This window comes from Pseudomonas sp. PB101, assembly GCF_009764265.1.
Lineage (GTDB): Bacteria > Pseudomonadota > Gammaproteobacteria > Pseudomonadales > Pseudomonadaceae > Aquipseudomonas.
In genome coordinates, this window is sequence record NZ_RWIR01000055.1 from 126,504 (window position 1) to 141,231 (window position 14,728).

12 protein-coding genes and 1 pseudogene are annotated in these 14,728 nt (G+C 58.1%); 9 read left to right on the forward strand and 4 right to left on the reverse strand.

Annotated elements, in window-relative coordinates:
• Window positions 1-43: 43 nt before the first annotated feature.
• Window positions 44-970 carry a transaldolase gene (gene tal / locus EI969_RS17330; protein WP_150717082.1) on the reverse strand — a complete coding sequence of 309 codons (927 nt, stop codon included), beginning with the start codon at window positions 968-970 and terminating at the stop codon, window positions 44-46.
• A gap of 201 nt (window positions 971-1,171) precedes the next feature.
• The gene (locus EI969_RS17335) at window positions 1,172-2,137 is read right to left on the reverse strand and encodes a glycosyl hydrolase family 5 (RefSeq protein ID WP_160388855.1); all 966 of its coding nucleotides are present in this window, start codon (window positions 2,135-2,137) and stop codon (window positions 1,172-1,174) included.
• Window positions 2,138-2,428: 291 nt separating this feature from the next.
• On the opposite strand from EI969_RS17335, the gene EI969_RS17340 reads away from it, so the two are divergent.
• From EI969_RS17340 to EI969_RS17375, 8 genes and pseudogenes are all read left to right on the forward strand, one after another.
• Window positions 2,429-2,869, forward strand: a complete 441-nt coding sequence (locus EI969_RS17340; protein ID WP_046038070.1) for a low molecular weight protein-tyrosine-phosphatase — start codon at window positions 2,429-2,431, stop codon at window positions 2,867-2,869.
• A gap of 39 nt (window positions 2,870-2,908) precedes the next feature.
• The gene (locus EI969_RS17345) at window positions 2,909-5,131 is read left to right on the forward strand and encodes a polysaccharide biosynthesis tyrosine autokinase (RefSeq protein ID WP_160388856.1); all 2,223 of its coding nucleotides are present in this window, start codon (window positions 2,909-2,911) and stop codon (window positions 5,129-5,131) included.
• Between the two features lie 40 nt (window positions 5,132-5,171).
• On the forward strand, window positions 5,172-6,254 hold the full coding sequence (locus EI969_RS17350; RefSeq protein ID WP_160388857.1) for a glycosyltransferase: 1,083 nt from the start codon (window positions 5,172-5,174) through the stop codon (window positions 6,252-6,254).
• Window positions 6,255-6,269: 15 nt separating this feature from the next.
• Window positions 6,270-7,382: a polysaccharide pyruvyl transferase family protein gene (locus tag EI969_RS17355; RefSeq protein ID WP_160388858.1), complete on the forward strand. Its 1,113-nt coding sequence runs from the start codon at window positions 6,270-6,272 to the stop codon at window positions 7,380-7,382.
• The gene (locus tag EI969_RS17360; protein ID WP_160388859.1) at window positions 7,379-8,608 is read left to right on the forward strand and encodes a polysaccharide biosynthesis C-terminal domain-containing protein; all 1,230 of its coding nucleotides are present in this window, start codon (window positions 7,379-7,381) and stop codon (window positions 8,606-8,608) included. Before EI969_RS17355 ends, EI969_RS17360 begins: the two co-directional genes overlap by 4 nt.
• Window positions 8,599-9,702: a hypothetical protein gene (locus EI969_RS17365; protein ID WP_160388860.1), complete on the forward strand. Its 1,104-nt coding sequence runs from the start codon at window positions 8,599-8,601 to the stop codon at window positions 9,700-9,702. The genes EI969_RS17360 and EI969_RS17365 overlap by 10 nt, the downstream gene beginning before the upstream one ends.
• 12 nt (window positions 9,703-9,714) lie before the next feature.
• Window positions 9,715-10,752 (forward strand): acyltransferase family protein, encoded by a 1,038-nt coding sequence (locus EI969_RS17370; RefSeq protein ID WP_160388861.1) that lies wholly within the window; start codon window positions 9,715-9,717, stop codon window positions 10,750-10,752.
• A 27-nt stretch (window positions 10,753-10,779) separates the two neighbouring features.
• A pseudogene (locus EI969_RS17375) lies at window positions 10,780-11,886 on the forward strand (SGNH/GDSL hydrolase family protein); the annotation flags it as partial.
• Between the two features lie 6 nt (window positions 11,887-11,892).
• On the opposite strand, the gene EI969_RS30605 reads toward EI969_RS17375, so the two are convergent.
• Window positions 11,893-12,312 (reverse strand): mannose-1-phosphate guanylyltransferase, encoded by a 420-nt coding sequence (locus EI969_RS30605; protein WP_256678329.1) that lies wholly within the window; start codon window positions 12,310-12,312, stop codon window positions 11,893-11,895.
• 48 nt (window positions 12,313-12,360) lie between these two features.
• The gene (galU, locus tag EI969_RS17380; RefSeq protein WP_160388862.1) at window positions 12,361-13,194 is read right to left on the reverse strand and encodes a UTP--glucose-1-phosphate uridylyltransferase GalU; all 834 of its coding nucleotides are present in this window, start codon (window positions 13,192-13,194) and stop codon (window positions 12,361-12,363) included.
• A gap of 390 nt (window positions 13,195-13,584) precedes the next feature.
• Here galU and galE point away from each other — a divergent pair, with 390 nt between their 5' ends.
• A complete protein-coding gene (gene galE / locus EI969_RS17385) occupies window positions 13,585-14,601 on the forward strand; it encodes a UDP-glucose 4-epimerase GalE (RefSeq protein WP_160388863.1) in 1,017 nt (338 codons plus the stop codon).
• Window positions 14,602-14,728 lie beyond the last annotated feature (127 nt).

Here is a 14,728-nt window from a genome sequence, read left to right on the forward strand (position 1 = left end):
GAACCCACCAGGGTTCGCCCTTTTTGCATTACACCCACTCAGATCACAGCTTGGCCTGCAACAACGCCTCAAGCTTCTCCTGATCCCGCGCGAACTGACGAATGCCTTCAGCCAGTTTCTCGGTCGCCATCGCATCTTCGTTGGACAACCAGCGGAACTGCGACTCGTTGAGGCTCAGGCGCGCTTCACCGGCATGGCCCGGCGCCAGTTTGCGCTCCAGCTTGCCGGTATCCGCTGCCAGCTTGTCGATCAGGTCCGGGCTGATGGTCAGGCGGTCGCAGCCGGCCAGTTGCTCGATCTGGCCGAGATTGCGGAAGCTCGCCCCCATGACCACGGTCTTGTAGTCATTGGCCTTGTAGTAGTTGTAGATGCGCGTCACCGACTGCACGCCCGGATCATCCGCGCCGGTGTAGTCGTTGCCGTTGGCTTTCTTGTACCAGTCGTAGATACGGCCCACGAACGGCGAAATCAGGAACACCCCGGCTTCGGCACAGGCGGCGGCCTGGGCGAAGGAGAACAGCAGGGTCAGGTTGGTCTGGATGCCTTCCTTTTCCAGGATCTCGGCAGCACGGATGCCTTCCCAGGTGGACGCGATCTTGATCAGCACGCGCTCGCGGCCAATACCGGCCTTGTCGTACAGCTCGATCAGGCGATGCGCACGCTTCAACATCGCGTCGGTGTCGAACGACAGGCGCGCATCCACTTCGGTGGAAATACGGCCCGGGATCACTTTGAGGATTTCCTGGCCCACGGCCACGCCGAAACGGTCGCTGGCCAGGCCCACATCGCCCTTGCAGTCATTGACGCTGGCGTTCAGCAGCTCGGCATACGCAGGAATGGCCGCGGCCTTGAGCAGCAGGGAAGGGTTGGTGGTAGCGTCCACCGGCTTAACGCGAGCGATAGCTTCGAAGTCGCCGGTGTCGGCAACCACGGTAGTCATTTGTTTGAGTTGTTCCAGCTTGGAAGTCATGGGCGTGCTCTGTCCTATGGGTCTGATGACATTACCCGAGCGCTGACAGCCACTCAAGGGTGCGTATGTGTATCGACGGCCCCTGCGGCAACAACCTGAAAACGGCTGTTTGAAAGGCGGGGCCTGGTAATGATGAATACGATGCCGAAACGCGGCACAGGTTCCAGGCAACTGATCGTCAGCACCCCGTGGATGTACGTCCTACCGCGGATTCAACTGGGTAGAGGCTGCCATTTTAGCCGGTTTCGCTTGGCCGTCGGAGGTCAGGAAACCGAAGTTTCTTTCCCGGTCGTTGCTGCCCGTTTCACTGTTTTTCCACTCGTAGATCGATGTCAGCGGGATATCGAGCTTCTTGACGTCGGCGATGAAGGTGCTGATTTTGCTGGCCTGCCCTTCGATCCCGCCGTTGGAGCTGAGGGAAGGCACACCCCATTCACTGATGACCCCCGGTAGATGGAAGTTTTGCTGAATAAACGCCTGGGTCTTGCTGATCTGCGCGCCGGACATGCCATAGGGGTGATAAGAGATCGCACTCAGGCATCGGGGGTATTCACTGACGATTTTCTTCAACGCCAATGCTGACGTCGTGCCGGCACTCGGTGGGCGGGCGAAGCCAAAGCCGATCAGCGGCGTCGATGGCGGTTTGTCCTGCAGCGAGTTGCACAGGGCACTCATGAACGGAACAAAGGTCGTGTCGAGATTTCGGGTTGGCCAGTACTTCGCCAGGTCCGGTTCGTTCCATATTTCAATGGCGACGAGCTGCGCGTTGTATGACTGCTCCAACCCTTTCACCGAACTGGCGAACGATTCGCCGGCAGCAACGAGTTCGCTGGTGTTGTCGGGGGCGGAGGTCAGCGCCTTGGTCGAGCGTACGGTCATCAGTACCGGCAGATCGGCGGACTTGGCCGCGGCGAAGGCATCGCTGATCTGCTTTTGATACGCCGCGCCGCCCAGGCTGTTGGTCCATACGCCAAAGCGCACGAATCCGAAGCCCGCGGCCTTGATCTGCTCGGCGTCGGTGGGGGAGAAGGTCTGGATCTTCACCTGGACACCGATGGTTTTGTTGGCGGCAAGCAGGGGGAACAAGTCACTGGCGTCAACCTGACTGGCTGCACCCAGCATTAACAGGGTTGAAGCGGTGAGCCGTTTGAAGCGTGCTGATTTCATGCCTGCACTCCTGGCGGGTAATGACATTTTCCAATGGTTGATTCGTTACTTTCATTTGGATGCTCGCGAGGGTGCCAAGTGCGCGAATGTTATTTTTTGTCAGGTAGTTGGTTCCGGAAAATCACAGTTATTTTTGGTCCGGTAATTCTGGTTGGGTGGCTTTTGGGGGCTGTGGTACTTAATGCACTTGTATTAACAGGGCGAATCTATTTCTCAGTGCCGCAAGGTCTTTTGGGTTCAGTAAAGCCCACTCGGAATGTTGGCATATTGATATTGCGCGGGAAAGTAACCTTGTTCAGAAAGATCCTTGTTGTCTGCGTGGGCAATATTTGCCGAAGTCCGACAGCAGAAACTTTGCTGCGTAACGCGCTGGCCCCTTCAGCGATCACGGTGACCTCGGCGGGTCTTGCCGCGCGGGTTGGCGAGGCCATGGAACCGTCGGCCCTCCAGGTTCTGGAAGACCACGGGCACAACGCCCAGGGGTTTAAAGCGCGGCAAATTACACCGGACATCGTCAATGAATCAGACTTGATTCTGGTCATGGAAAAAGAGCATGTAAAACAAGTACTGAAGATTGCCTCTCATGCCAGGGGCAAAGTGTTTCTGCTCGGTAAGTGGCAGAGCGAGCGAGAAATACAGGATCCGTATCGTCAAGGAAAGGCCGCTTTTATTCATGCCCATGCATTGATTGAAGATGCTGTTAGCTCATGGGCGCAGCGCCTCGGACATTGATGAACATTCTTCAGATCAGTGAATGGTAAGAACAGACTTATGCAGTTACCGTCAGTAATCGGCACCCGTGACAACGATCAAGACAGCATTGATCTTCTCGGCATATTTGGCAGTTTGATCGACCAGAAATGGTTGATCGGCGCGCTCACCGGTGCCTTCATGGCGACCGGCGTTGCCTATGCGGTTTTGGCGACTCCCGTGTACCTGGCGAACGCGCTGGTGCAGGTTGAACCGAAGAAGAACGACATGCTCGGGTTCTCCGATCTCAACAGCATGCTCGGCGGGCAATCGCCGTCGGTGACCGAAATCGGCATCATCAAGTCCCGCGCGGTGATCGGCAAAACGGTCGACGATCTTCGCCTTGATATCGACGTCACCCCCAAAACCTTCCCGGTCATTGGCGGTTTTCTTGCCCGGCGTTATCGCGGCGAGACCGAGTTCAGTGTCGCGGCGCCGCGTTTGGGCCTGAACAGCTACGCCTGGGGCGGAGAACGCCTGGAGATCAACCGGCTCAATCTGCCGAAAGAACTGCTGGGCAAGAAACTCACGCTGATTGCCGGCGAGCAGCATCGATTCCAGTTGTTCGATGAAAACGACAACTTGCTGGTCGAAGGCGTCGCCGGCGAAGCGTTCAAACAGGGCGATGTAGAAGGGCAGGTCGCTCAACTGTCGGCAAACCCTGGCACCCGCTTCGAAGTGGTGCGCAATCCACGGATCGTGACCATCCAGAGTTACCAGGATGCGCTGGATATTTCCGAACAAGGCAAGGAGTCGGGGATCATCCGTTTGGCCCTGGCCAGCACCGATGCGGCCGAGGCAGTGAAAATCCTCAATAAAATCGCTTCGTTGTATGTGCAGCAGAATGTGCAACGCACGTCGGCGGAAGCGGCGCAGAGTCTGGAGTTCCTGCAAGGTCAGTTGCCGCAGGTCAAGCGTGACCTGGCCAAGGCCAGCGATGCGCTCAACGGTTATCAAACCCGTGGCAAGACGGTCAACATTTCCCTCGAAACCCAATCGGTGCTGGAACAGGTTGTCAGTCTGGACACCCGTATCTCCGAACTGAAAATGCAACAGGCGGAGATGGATCGCAAGTTCACCAGGCAGCACCCGGCGTACCGTGCGCTGATGACCCAGATCGGCGAATTGACCCAGCAGCAGAAGGCGCTGGAGGGCAAGGCCCAGGACCTGCCTGCGACGCAACAGGAGCTGCTGAACCTGACCCGCGACGTGGAAGTGGCGTCGCAGATCTACACACAACTGCTGAACAAATCCCAGGAGCTGGACATCGTCCGGGCGGGGGCTGTGGGCAACGTGCGATTGGTCGACACCGCGGATGTCGACCTGACCAGCCCGGTCAAACCGAAAAAAGCCTTGATCGTTCTGATTGCCACCTTCCTCGGCGCCTTTTTCGGCGTTGCGCTGGTGTTGCTGCGTAAATCCCTGAGCCGGGGCCTGGAAGGTCCGGAGGCCATCGAGCAACTCGGCTTGCCGGTGTACGCGTCGATTCCCTACAGCGTCTTGCAACAGGAAGAGGACAGCAAAAAAGTTCGCGCCCGGGATGGGGCGGACAAGCCCGCGTACCTGTTGGCCCTGCGTAACCCGACGGACCTTTCCATCGAGTCGATCCGCAGTTTGCGCACCTGCCTGCACTTTGCGGGGCTGGATTCGACCAACAACCGGATCATGATTTCCGGTCCGAGCCCGCAGGTCGGCAAGACTTTCGTCTCCTCCAACCTCGCGGCGGTCATGGCGCAGAGCGGGCAGCGGGTGGTACTGATCGATGCCGACATGCGCAAAGGCCATCTGCACAAGACGCTGAACACACCGATCACCAATGGCTTGTCGGACCTGTTGGTCAAGCGCTGCAACATCGAGCAGGCAATCAACAGAGTCGAAGTCGACAACCTGCATTTCATCAGTCGAGGGCAGGTCCCGCCCAATCCTTCCGAGCTGCTGATGCACGCCAACTTTCGTGAGCTGCTGGCGCAACTCAGCGAGCTGTATGACGTGGTGATCATCGACACGCCACCGCTGCTGGCGGTGACGGATGCGGCGATTGTCGGTCGCGAAGCGGGGATCAGCCTGATTGTCACGCGCTTCGGGGTGAACCCGGCCAAAGAGATCGAGCTGACGATTCGTCGATTCGCCCAGAACGGCATCGAGTTGAAGGGTGCGGTGTTCAACGGCGTCGAGAAGCGTGCGGCCAGCTATTACGGTAACAGCGGCTATTACAACTACGAATACGCGTCCGACAAATCCTGAGTGTCAGCGGTTGTCCTTTCATGTTTGAAGTGGGTGAGTTGTGAAAAAAATACTGCACGTGGCAGAGACGATCAAAGGTGGCGTCGCAACGGTGATCCGCACGATCTCGGCTTCACCCGAAGGCGACGCGGCAAACTATGAGCTGGTCTATCTGGTCCCGCAGGATCAGGAAAAGGAACTGCACGGGATTGCCGGGCAACAGATCCGCACCTTCACCCGGACTGGACGCAATGTGCCGTCGTTGCTGCGCTTCGCCTGGCGACTGACCCAGGTGATGCTCAAGGAAAAACCCGATGTCGTGCATTTGCACAGCACCTTTTCCGGGGTTATCGGACGTTGTGTGTGCGTGCTGTTGCGACCTTGGCGCAAGCCGAAGATCGTCTACTGCCCGCATGCTTTTTCGTTCCTGATGGAAAGCTCTCCGACCAAACAGAAAGCCTACGCGTGGATCGAGCGGGCACTGCAGAAGGTCACCGACGTGATCATCTGCGTCAGCCAGTACGAGCTCGACAAGGCCGCGCGATTCGGCATTGAGCGCAAGCGCATGAAGCTGATCTACAACGGCATTCATCACAAGGATGACGCGCCCAAAGCCAACAGTCCCGAGCCGATTCATCTGCTCTTTGTCGGCCGTCTCGATTATCAGAAAGGCTTCGACGTGCTGCTCAAGGCTTTCGCCAAAGTCCAGCGCAGTGATCTGAAACTGACGGTGGTTGGCAGCGCCGTGAACGAGGATTCGGTCGAGTGCCCGCCGATGGAAGGGGTTGAATACCTGCCGTGGGTGACGCCTGGCGAAGTCCAGGTGCTGTACCGCAAGGCCGATGCGTTGATCGTCCCGAGTCGCTGGGAAGGCTTTGCGATGGTGCCGCTCGAAGGCATGGCCATGGGCTTGCCGGTGATTGCCAGCAACTGCACGTCGTTACCCGAACTGGTCACCAACGAGGTGTCCGGCTACGTCTTCCCCAGTGGGGATCACCAGGCGCTGGCCGATGTGTTGACGATAATCCAGAAGCCGCGGTTGCTCGACCTCGGCAGCGAAGGGCGCAGCATCGTCCGCGAGCGCTTCAGCGCCGCGTTGATGATCCGCCAGACCTACGACCTGTATCGCGCCCCCACTTTTTAATTAGAACTCAAGCATATGAACGTAACGATTTTGCATGGCTACAGTGCGTCCAACTCCGGTGACGGTCTGCTCGTGGATCTGGCCATTGCCCTGGTGCAGCGAAACTTTGGTGATGACACCTCGATCAGTGTCGTGGCCTCCGATCCAGAGTCCTTCAGTTACTTGCCGCACCCGCGTTTTGACGCGCCGGTCATGGCGGCCAAGGGGCTGGGGCGGGTCAAGCAGGCAGTGTTCCTCAACCAGTCCTACGCCGGTCTTGCTGATCTGTTGAAGAAAACCGATTTGATCGTCGGCGTCGGTGGCGGCTACATGCGCTCCAAAAGCGCCTTCGAACACATCAAGTTGAAACTGGGCCACGCCAAGCAACTGGAAACGGCGATCCTCAGCAAAGTGCCGTCGGTGTACCTGCCGCAAAGCATCGGACCGTTCCACGGCGAGAGCAGCAAGATCGTCGAGCATTACGCCAGCGCCGATGCGGTGTTCGTGCGTGACAACAGGTCGTCGGCGATTTTCGATGCCTGTGAAAATGTCTACCGCGCGCCGGATCTGGCGGTCCAGTCATTGGCCAGCAAAATCCTCATGCAGCCCAAGTTCACCCGTTGCGCGTCATCGCCGGCAACGGTGTGTGTGGTGCTGCGCAAGCCGCCGGAGTGGAGCAAGGAAAAGAAGGTCGCTTACGTGGCGAACTTGAAGCTGCTGCTGCAACGCTTGAAGAACAAAAGCAAAGTGGTTTGCGCGGTCCAGAGCGCCGTTCGCGGCAACGATGACGGTGCGTTCTATCGCGAATTGGGCATTACCGAAGACCTGCTGCCGTTGAAGGCGACGCTGGCCAAATATCAGCCGGACCTGGTGATTTCCGTGCGCCTGCACGGCGCCATCGAATCGCTGCTGTCCGGCGTCCCGGCGTACCACATCAGCTATGAGCGCAAAGGTTTCGGCGCCTATCAGGACATGGGCGTGGAAGACTGGGTGATCAACGGCGGCGACATTAATGTCGACACCATCATCGACACGGTCTACGCGCCGAACGCACTGTCCAGTTTCGGCAAACGCCTGACCGACACTTGCCGCGAGATCGAGGCAAAAACCGTGGCCATGGACGACATCATCAAAGGTATCGTTCGATGATATTTCGGCTACTGCTTCGCGGCGGAGCATTGGGCGCGAAGTTTTTGCTGGTGCTGGCGATCACCCATTTCCTCGGTTATGAGGCGCTGGGTTTTTACGGCGTGGTGGTCGCCGCCTCGTTGATTGCGTCGAAGTTCTACAGCGTCGGCTTCAGTTCCGAAATCAATCGGTTGATCAGCGTCGGTGGCAGTTCGCGACGGGTCGTCGACAAGGTCCTGCTGCTGTACCTGGCTGTGGGGCTGTTGTTGTCGGTGGTGACGGTGTTGGTTTATTCGCTGTTCCAGGACGTCGAGGCAACGACCACGCTGATCCTCTGCGTGACCCTGGTTTTGCTCACGGAACATCTGTCGTTCGAAATCAACTCCTTCGTGTTTTCCGCGCAGAAAGCCACGGCCGGTGCGTTGCTGTTTTTCATCAAGACCGGCCTCTGGGCGCTGTTGGCGGTGGGCGGGATGATGCTCGGCTGGGTGTCCGGGATCGCCAGTGTGCTGTGGCTGTGGGTTGCGGCCAACGTGCTGGTGATCGTCGCCGGTTACCTGATTGTGGTGAACGTGCACAAGGGCCGGGTGAGCGGGTCGCTGGCCACGGCGACCGTGTGGAAGGCCGGGTTGCCGTTCTATCTCGGCACGGGCTTGATCGCGTTGAGTCAGTACGCCGAGCGCTTTCTGATTATCGACCTCGAGCCCTACGCCAGCCTTGGTAAGTACGTGTACGCCTGGTCGGCTGCCAATACCCTGCAGGCGCTGTCCTATGCGGTGGTGGCGGTGGTCGGCATTCCGGTGCTCGCCAAGCGTTTTCAGGCTGATCAACAGCCGTTCACGGTCCGGCAACTGTTCGTGAACAAATGGGTCATGCGCTCGCTGGTGGTGTCCGCCGCAGTGGCGGTGCTGATTTATCTGTTCTTCAACGTTGTGCTCGATTACGTCGCCACGACCGTGCCGCGTCCGGACAACGCGATCCTCGGCGTGCTGATTTTTTCCTTCGCCCTGCGTGCCATTGGCGACATCGTCTGGGGCGGTTTGATTGCCTCGAAGAACAGCCGGGTGTCACTGGCCAGTGCGGCAATCTGCTTGCTGGTTTCGGTGCCGGCCAGCTACCTGCTGATCAAGCACTATTCGATCTACGGCGCTGCCTGGGGCAACGTCTTTGCGATCATCGTGCAGCTCGGCGTGATTGCCGTGTTGACCCGTGTGACCCGGCCGAAGGGGGCTTTGGCATGGGGTTGAAACTGCCGTGCATCGAGTTTCGAGGCAAGAGACTCGACTCGTCGATATCGTTCCTGATCCTGTTCACCGGGTTGTTTCTGTCAGTGGCCATGCCGCTGTTGGTCCCTCGCGATCCTGGCCCGGATGCCATGACCTTGTGGTCGTCCTACGCCCGTGCCGACAACTGCAATTTCTGGAACCCGTTCTCGCCGGATCGCTCTTCCTATGAGTGTTCGGCGTTTCTACTGCGACCCACCGGGATCAATCTGACCAATGCCTGGGCGTACGGCATGTTCTGCAATTTTTTCCTCACGGCGATTCCGGTGGTGGTCTTCCGGCGCATGCCGCTGACGATTTTCGGCACGCTGTGTCTGTGGGGCATCGTTCGTTCGTTCTTCCTTGAAAACCTGACCAAGGAAATCATTGTGTCGGTGGCGGTGTTGAGCATTTTACTCAGCTCTTTGACGCGCAAGTATCGCGGCGGATTTTTCTTCTCGGCGGTGATCTACGGCGTGCTGATCCGGCCCTACTGGATTCTGTTTTCACTGTCCTGGGTCGGCGTCTGCGTGATGAAGAAGTATGTCTCGCGCCTCACCTTTTTCCTGATGCTGTTCTTGTTCTACCTGGCGGTCGCCATGGCGATCCAGGTGGCGCTCGGGTTTCCGGTGTCGTCGATTCGCGCCAGCAACAATGAACTGCGCACGGCGGGCGAAGAGGGCTCCAAGTCGTTGATCGTCTCGTGGCTCAGCGGCAGCGACTTTGTCTCGCAAGCGCTGGACTCGATGATCATTTTCTTCCGGCTGTCGTTCCCGGTGGAACTGATTTTGCTGTCGGGGCCGGGGCAGGTGATCTTCGTGGCGTTGATGATCATGACCGCATTGCTGCTATTCAAAGTCATCACGTCGACCGATTACAAAGGCGCGCCGATCCAGACCAAGCCCAAGGAACTTATCGCGATTCCGCTGGCGTTCCTGCTGGTTCAAGGCCTGTTCGAGCCGGACTTCGGCTCCTTCGCCCGGCACTTCTCGATGGTGGTGCCGGTGTTGTTCGTCGGTCTGGGATTGATGTTGCGGGCGAACAAGCCGGTGCAAGTTGAATCAAGAATTCTGAATTGAGGCAGGTGCTTTATGTCGAGTAGGAAAAAGTCCCTGGAGATCGAAACCCTGCGTGGCCTGGCGTGCCTGCTGCTGGTGCTCTATCACGTGATCGGCCCGTTGGGTGGCGGCTTGAAAATAGACCTGGGCTCGCCGTTCCGGGTGATTGCCGACTCCATGGTGTACGTGCGGATGCCGCTGTTCACCTTTATCTCGGGCTACATTTACTCCATCTACAAAATACGCGGCAATGATTTTTCCGCGTTTTTCAGCGGCAAGGTGCGACGCTTGATCGTGCCGCTGTTTTGCGTGGGCGTGCCGTTCTCGGTGTTGCAGGCGGTGGGGCCGGGTGTGAACAAGGACGTCGGTGTGATCGACGCGTTGTTGTCGTTCTGGGTGCCGATCAACCACTTCTGGTTCCTGCAGGCGGTGTTCATCATTTTCATGTTCGTCGGCCTGCTGGAGTGGCGTGGTTTGCTGCGCTCGGCGACGCGCTTGTATCTGCTGTTTGCCTTTTCGGCGGTGTTGTTTTTGTTACCGCAGTTCAAGTTCGATGCGTTCGGCATTAATGGCGCGATCTACCTGCTACCGTTCTTTGTGGCGGGGATGATTGGCCAGGAAAATGTCGATGCGGTGAAACAACGGTTCAAGGTGATCGGGCCGTTGGTGTTTGTGTTGATCTCGCTGACGCTACTGTACGTGGCGGCGGTGGATCGCGAGTTGATCGTCGACCGCCGCAGCCTGATCGGTTTGACCGTGGGTTGCGTGTCCTGCATTGCGTTGCTGTCCAGTGACATGCGCTCGAAATGGCTGACCTGGCTCGGCGGGTATTCCTATGGGATTTTCCTGTTCCATGTGTTGTTTGCCGCCACTTCGCGGTTTGTCCTGGGGCGTTTGGGCGTGAAGGACGAAAGCCTTCTGGTGCTCGGTGGCTTGACGTGTGGCTTGCTGGGGCCGGTGGTTCTATCGATGGTTTTCAGTCGATTCAACTTCACCTCCGTGCTGTTCCTGGGTGAGCGTGCGGCGGCTAAAAAACCGCCGGCAAACGTCGCCCCGGTACCCCAGATATGATGAGTGTTCGAGTGAAGGAAGCGATGCATGTTGGCAGTTGATGACGTCCAGCCTGTTGCGGCGTCAGTGGTCGAAGTCGGCGACGCTCGCGAACGGTTTGGCCAGTGGCGCGAAGGGAAGGGTGGGAAGGTCCTGTCGATCTCGGTGATCGGCGACAGCTATAGCGCCGGGCAGGATTTCTATCTGAACAAACTGGTACAGCGGCTGGCCGGGGAGACGGGTTTCGCCGGTCCCGGCTATGTCGGTTTCAACCATGGCGCGGCACTTGGCGGCACGCACTTCAAATACACCCGCAGCAGCGAAAAATACTTCGGCGGCGACTGGCAGGTGTCCGCCCTCGGCCAGGCCAGCCCCGATAGTCGCACCTTTACCGGAGGGCCCGGCGCCTGGCTGCAGATCGATGCCAATCCGACAGCGGCCATCAACACGGCTGTCTCCCAAGCCAAACTGCTCTACCTCGGCAATGGCGAACCCAATGAGGTTCGTTACCGCTGGGCACCGTCCCAATCCTGGCAGCCATTGACGCTCGCAGGCTCGGGGGTTCAGGAAGTGCCGCTGCCGGGCACCTCGGCAGCGACAAACTGGTCGTTCCGGCTGGAAGTGGTGAAAGGCGCGCCAACGCTCTTTGGCTTGTGGATGAGCAACGACCAGGGCGGCGTGCGGGTATCAAAGCTGGCGGCGTCCGGCGCGGCATCCGCTGACTTCTACCACAGCGATAGCCGTTGGCAGGCGCAGTGGAAGACGGTGGTGTCGAAGATTCCCGCTGACATCTACCTGATCATGCTGGGTGGCAACGACCAGGGTTTTGGCGTGAAGCCCGAGCAGTACCGGAAGAACATTCAGGGATTGGTGGGGATGGTCCGTGAGATTCAACCGGCGGCGAGCATCAACCTGATCCTGCGTCAGGACACGACGCGTTCCAGTGCTTACCCGATGTCGGCCTATGCGCAAGTCCTGGAACCCTGGGCACGCGAGCAGCATTTGGGTTACGCCAATCTGCAATGTGCATTCGGTACCGACGTCAAACGCTACACCGCCACCATGATCGGCCCGGACAAGATTCATCCGGTGCCGGCCACGGGTGGGCAAGTGATTGCCGATTACTTCTATCGTCTTCTTGTCGGTGGCAACTCCGGGGTATCAGCACAGGGCAGCCGATTCGAAGTGCTCCAGATGAGCGAGCAGCTCTGCGGTTTTAAGCGGCATCAGTTGCGTAGCGCAACGGGTCTCCACATTGATGATGATGGCCGGGTCATTGCAGCAAATGCGCACCCGGAATCGCCAGTCGCTGAAAATCACTTTCAGTCCATCGCGGTCATCGATTTCCAGCGCCTGCCCGCGGTAAAGCCTTTTCAGGTGAGCGAGGAGGGGATAGGGGTCGAGCATCGGCCGGCGGATGTCTCCGGAAGAGGGAAACATACCGATCCGTTCCACCAGCAGAGTGGGGCCGAGCCAGGATTCGTTGGCGCTCGGCAACCGCTGATGGCGCGATAACGAGGACATCACCCCGAGGTTGCCCACCTCCATTTCAATGTATGCCGAGAGTTTTTTAATGTTCATGGTTGGCCTGCCTGAAATGAAGAGTGGGCGTCGGGTGCTGGAGCCGTCTTAGCGGCCCTTGAGGTACACGTTTTCGTAGCAGAAGTTGGTCGCCTGCAAGTAACCCTCGGCGTCGCCGCAATCGAAGCGCAAACCCTTGAACTTGTAGGCCAGCACACAGCCGTTCTGCGCCTGTTTCATCAGCGCGTCGGTGATCTGGATCTCGCCACCTTTACCCGGTTCGGTGTCGGCGATCAGGTCGAAGATATCCGGCGTCAGAATGTAGCGGCCGATGATCGCCAGGTTCGACGGGGCGTCCTGTGGGGCCGGTTTTTCCACCATGTTGTTGACCCGGTAGATCCCGTCGGAGATCGGCTCGCCGGCAATCACGCCGTACTTGTGGGTCTGGTCGCGGGGGACTTCCTGGATGGCCACGATCGAGCAGCGGTATTTCTTGTACAGCTCGATCATTTGCGTGAGAACGCCATCACCTTCCAGGTTCAGGCACAGGTCATCGGCCAGTACCACGGCGAAGGGTTCGTCACCGATCAACGGACGGCCACTGAGAATGGCGTGGCCCAGGCCCTTCATTTCCACCTGACGGGTGTAGGAGAAGGTGCAGGTGTCGATGAGCTCGCGGGTTCCGGCCAGGAACTTCTCTTTCTCGGTGCCGCGAATCTGGTGCTCCAGTTCATAGCTGATGTCGAAGTGGTCTTCCAGCGCACGCTTGCCCCGCCCGGTGACGATCGCCATGTGTTGCAGGCCGGCGTCCCGTGCTTCTTCGACGGCGTACTCGATCAATGGCTTGTTGACGATCGGCAGCATTTCCTTGGGCATGGCTTTGGTCGCTGGCAAGAAACGAGTGCCATAGCCGGCAGCGGGGAACAAACATTTACGAATCATAAAAGTATCCTGGACAGTCATAGAACACGGACAACGGGTGCGCGCAATAACGAGTGATTGCAAGTTTCAATGTTTATTGAAGGCTTACTTTAATACCTGAGTATGGCCGCTAGTGGCAAATAGCAATGTGCGGATAACGCGACAATGTTATGAGATGTCGGGTTGATAGTTGTTGGTTATTTTTAGTCGGTATCTGTTGATAGTGGTGCGTGCGTCGGAATGCTAATAAGTATCCCGCAATACAGTTTGGTCTGAAAAAATATTTATTGCTAGTCGTTGAACTAATTTTGTTTTGGGTTGTTGTCGCTCTTATTTGTGTGGTTCAGCACACACCTTTAACAAGAGGCGCTTGACGCGCAACTTCGCACCTTTCCCACTATGGACCGCGCTATGAAGATTCTGGTAACGGGTGGAGCTGGATATATCGGTTCGCACACCACGCTCGCACTGCTTGAGGCAGGCTATGAAGTTGTTGTGCTGGATAATCTTTGCAACAGCAGCGATGCGGCATTGCACGCGGTGGAAGTCATTTGCGGCAAGAGTGCGCTGATGATTCGCGGCGATGTGTGCGATCGGGCCTTGCTGGACCGGATTTTCCAGCAGCATGCCATCGATGCTGTCCTGCATTTTGCCGGTCTCAAGGCTGTGGGCGAGAGCGTGCGCAAGCCGCTTGAGTATTACGAGACCAACGTCAGCGGCAGCATCACGCTGTGTCAGGCGATGGCCGCTGCCGGGGTGTTTCGCCTGGTGTTCAGTTCGTCGGCCACGGTCTACGGCGAGCCGGAGCAGATGCCGATCCGCGAGGATTTCCCCACGGGCAACCCGACCAATCCCTACGGTCAATCCAAGCTGATCGTCGAAAATGTGCTGCGTGACCTGAGCCTGGCCGAGCCGCGCTGGAGCATCGCGTTGTTGCGTTACTTCAACCCGATCGGCGCGCATGACAGCGGCCATCTGGGCGAAGACCCGAGCGGCATTCCGAATAACCTGGTGCCCTACATCAGCCAGGTGGCGGTTGGCAGCCTGCAAGAGTTGTCGATCTTCGGTAACGACTACCCCACGGTCGACGGCACCGGGGTGCGCGACTACATCCACGTCGTGGACCTGGCGGACGGCCATCTCAAGGCCTTGCAGTCCATCGCCGGGCGCACCGGCATTCATACCTGGAACCTGGGCACGGGCGACGGCTACAGCGTGTTGCAAGTACTGCGGGCGTTCGAGCAGGCCTGCGGTCAGCCGGTGCCCTATCGGATGATGCCGCGTCGCTCGGGTGATATCGCCGAGAGCTGGGCCGATCCTTCCAAGGCGGAGAAAGAGCTGGGCTGGAAGGCTACGCGCAACTTGCAGGACATGGTCATTGATACCTGGCGCTGGCAATCGAATCACCCCAAAGGCTACCTGGGATGATGGCGTTTTAGCCTAGCGTTATTTTCGGTCGGGTTGTTAGATGTTGTCGGGAAAATACACTGGCTATGCCTTTTGCAAGTCCGTAGATATAAACCTGCCGTTCGACTTTTATTAGTTGGGTAAGACT

What these genes read in the sequence shown, in the direction of transcription:
- tal (WP_150717082.1), bottom strand. Translation starts at nt 970, where the DNA reads ATGACTTCCAAGCTGGAACAACTCAAACAAATGACTACCGTGGTTGCC.
- EI969_RS17335 (WP_160388855.1), bottom strand. Translation starts at nt 2,137, where the DNA reads ATGAAATCAGCACGCTTCAAACGGCTCACCGCTTCAACCCTGTTAATG.
- EI969_RS17345 (WP_160388856.1), top strand. Translation starts at nt 2,909, where the DNA reads ATGCAGTTACCGTCAGTAATCGGCACCCGTGACAACGATCAAGACAGC.
- EI969_RS17355 (WP_160388858.1), top strand. Translation starts at nt 6,270, where the DNA reads ATGAACGTAACGATTTTGCATGGCTACAGTGCGTCCAACTCCGGTGAC.
- EI969_RS17360 (WP_160388859.1), top strand. Translation starts at nt 7,379, where the DNA reads ATGATATTTCGGCTACTGCTTCGCGGCGGAGCATTGGGCGCGAAGTTT.
- EI969_RS17365 (WP_160388860.1), top strand. Translation starts at nt 8,599, where the DNA reads ATGGGGTTGAAACTGCCGTGCATCGAGTTTCGAGGCAAGAGACTCGAC.
- EI969_RS17370 (WP_160388861.1), top strand. Translation starts at nt 9,715, where the DNA reads ATGTCGAGTAGGAAAAAGTCCCTGGAGATCGAAACCCTGCGTGGCCTG.
- EI969_RS30605 (WP_256678329.1), bottom strand. Translation starts at nt 12,312, where the DNA reads ATGAACATTAAAAAACTCTCGGCATACATTGAAATGGAGGTGGGCAAC.
- galU (WP_160388862.1), bottom strand. Translation starts at nt 13,194, where the DNA reads ATGATTCGTAAATGTTTGTTCCCCGCTGCCGGCTATGGCACTCGTTTC.
- galE (WP_160388863.1), top strand. Translation starts at nt 13,585, where the DNA reads ATGAAGATTCTGGTAACGGGTGGAGCTGGATATATCGGTTCGCACACC.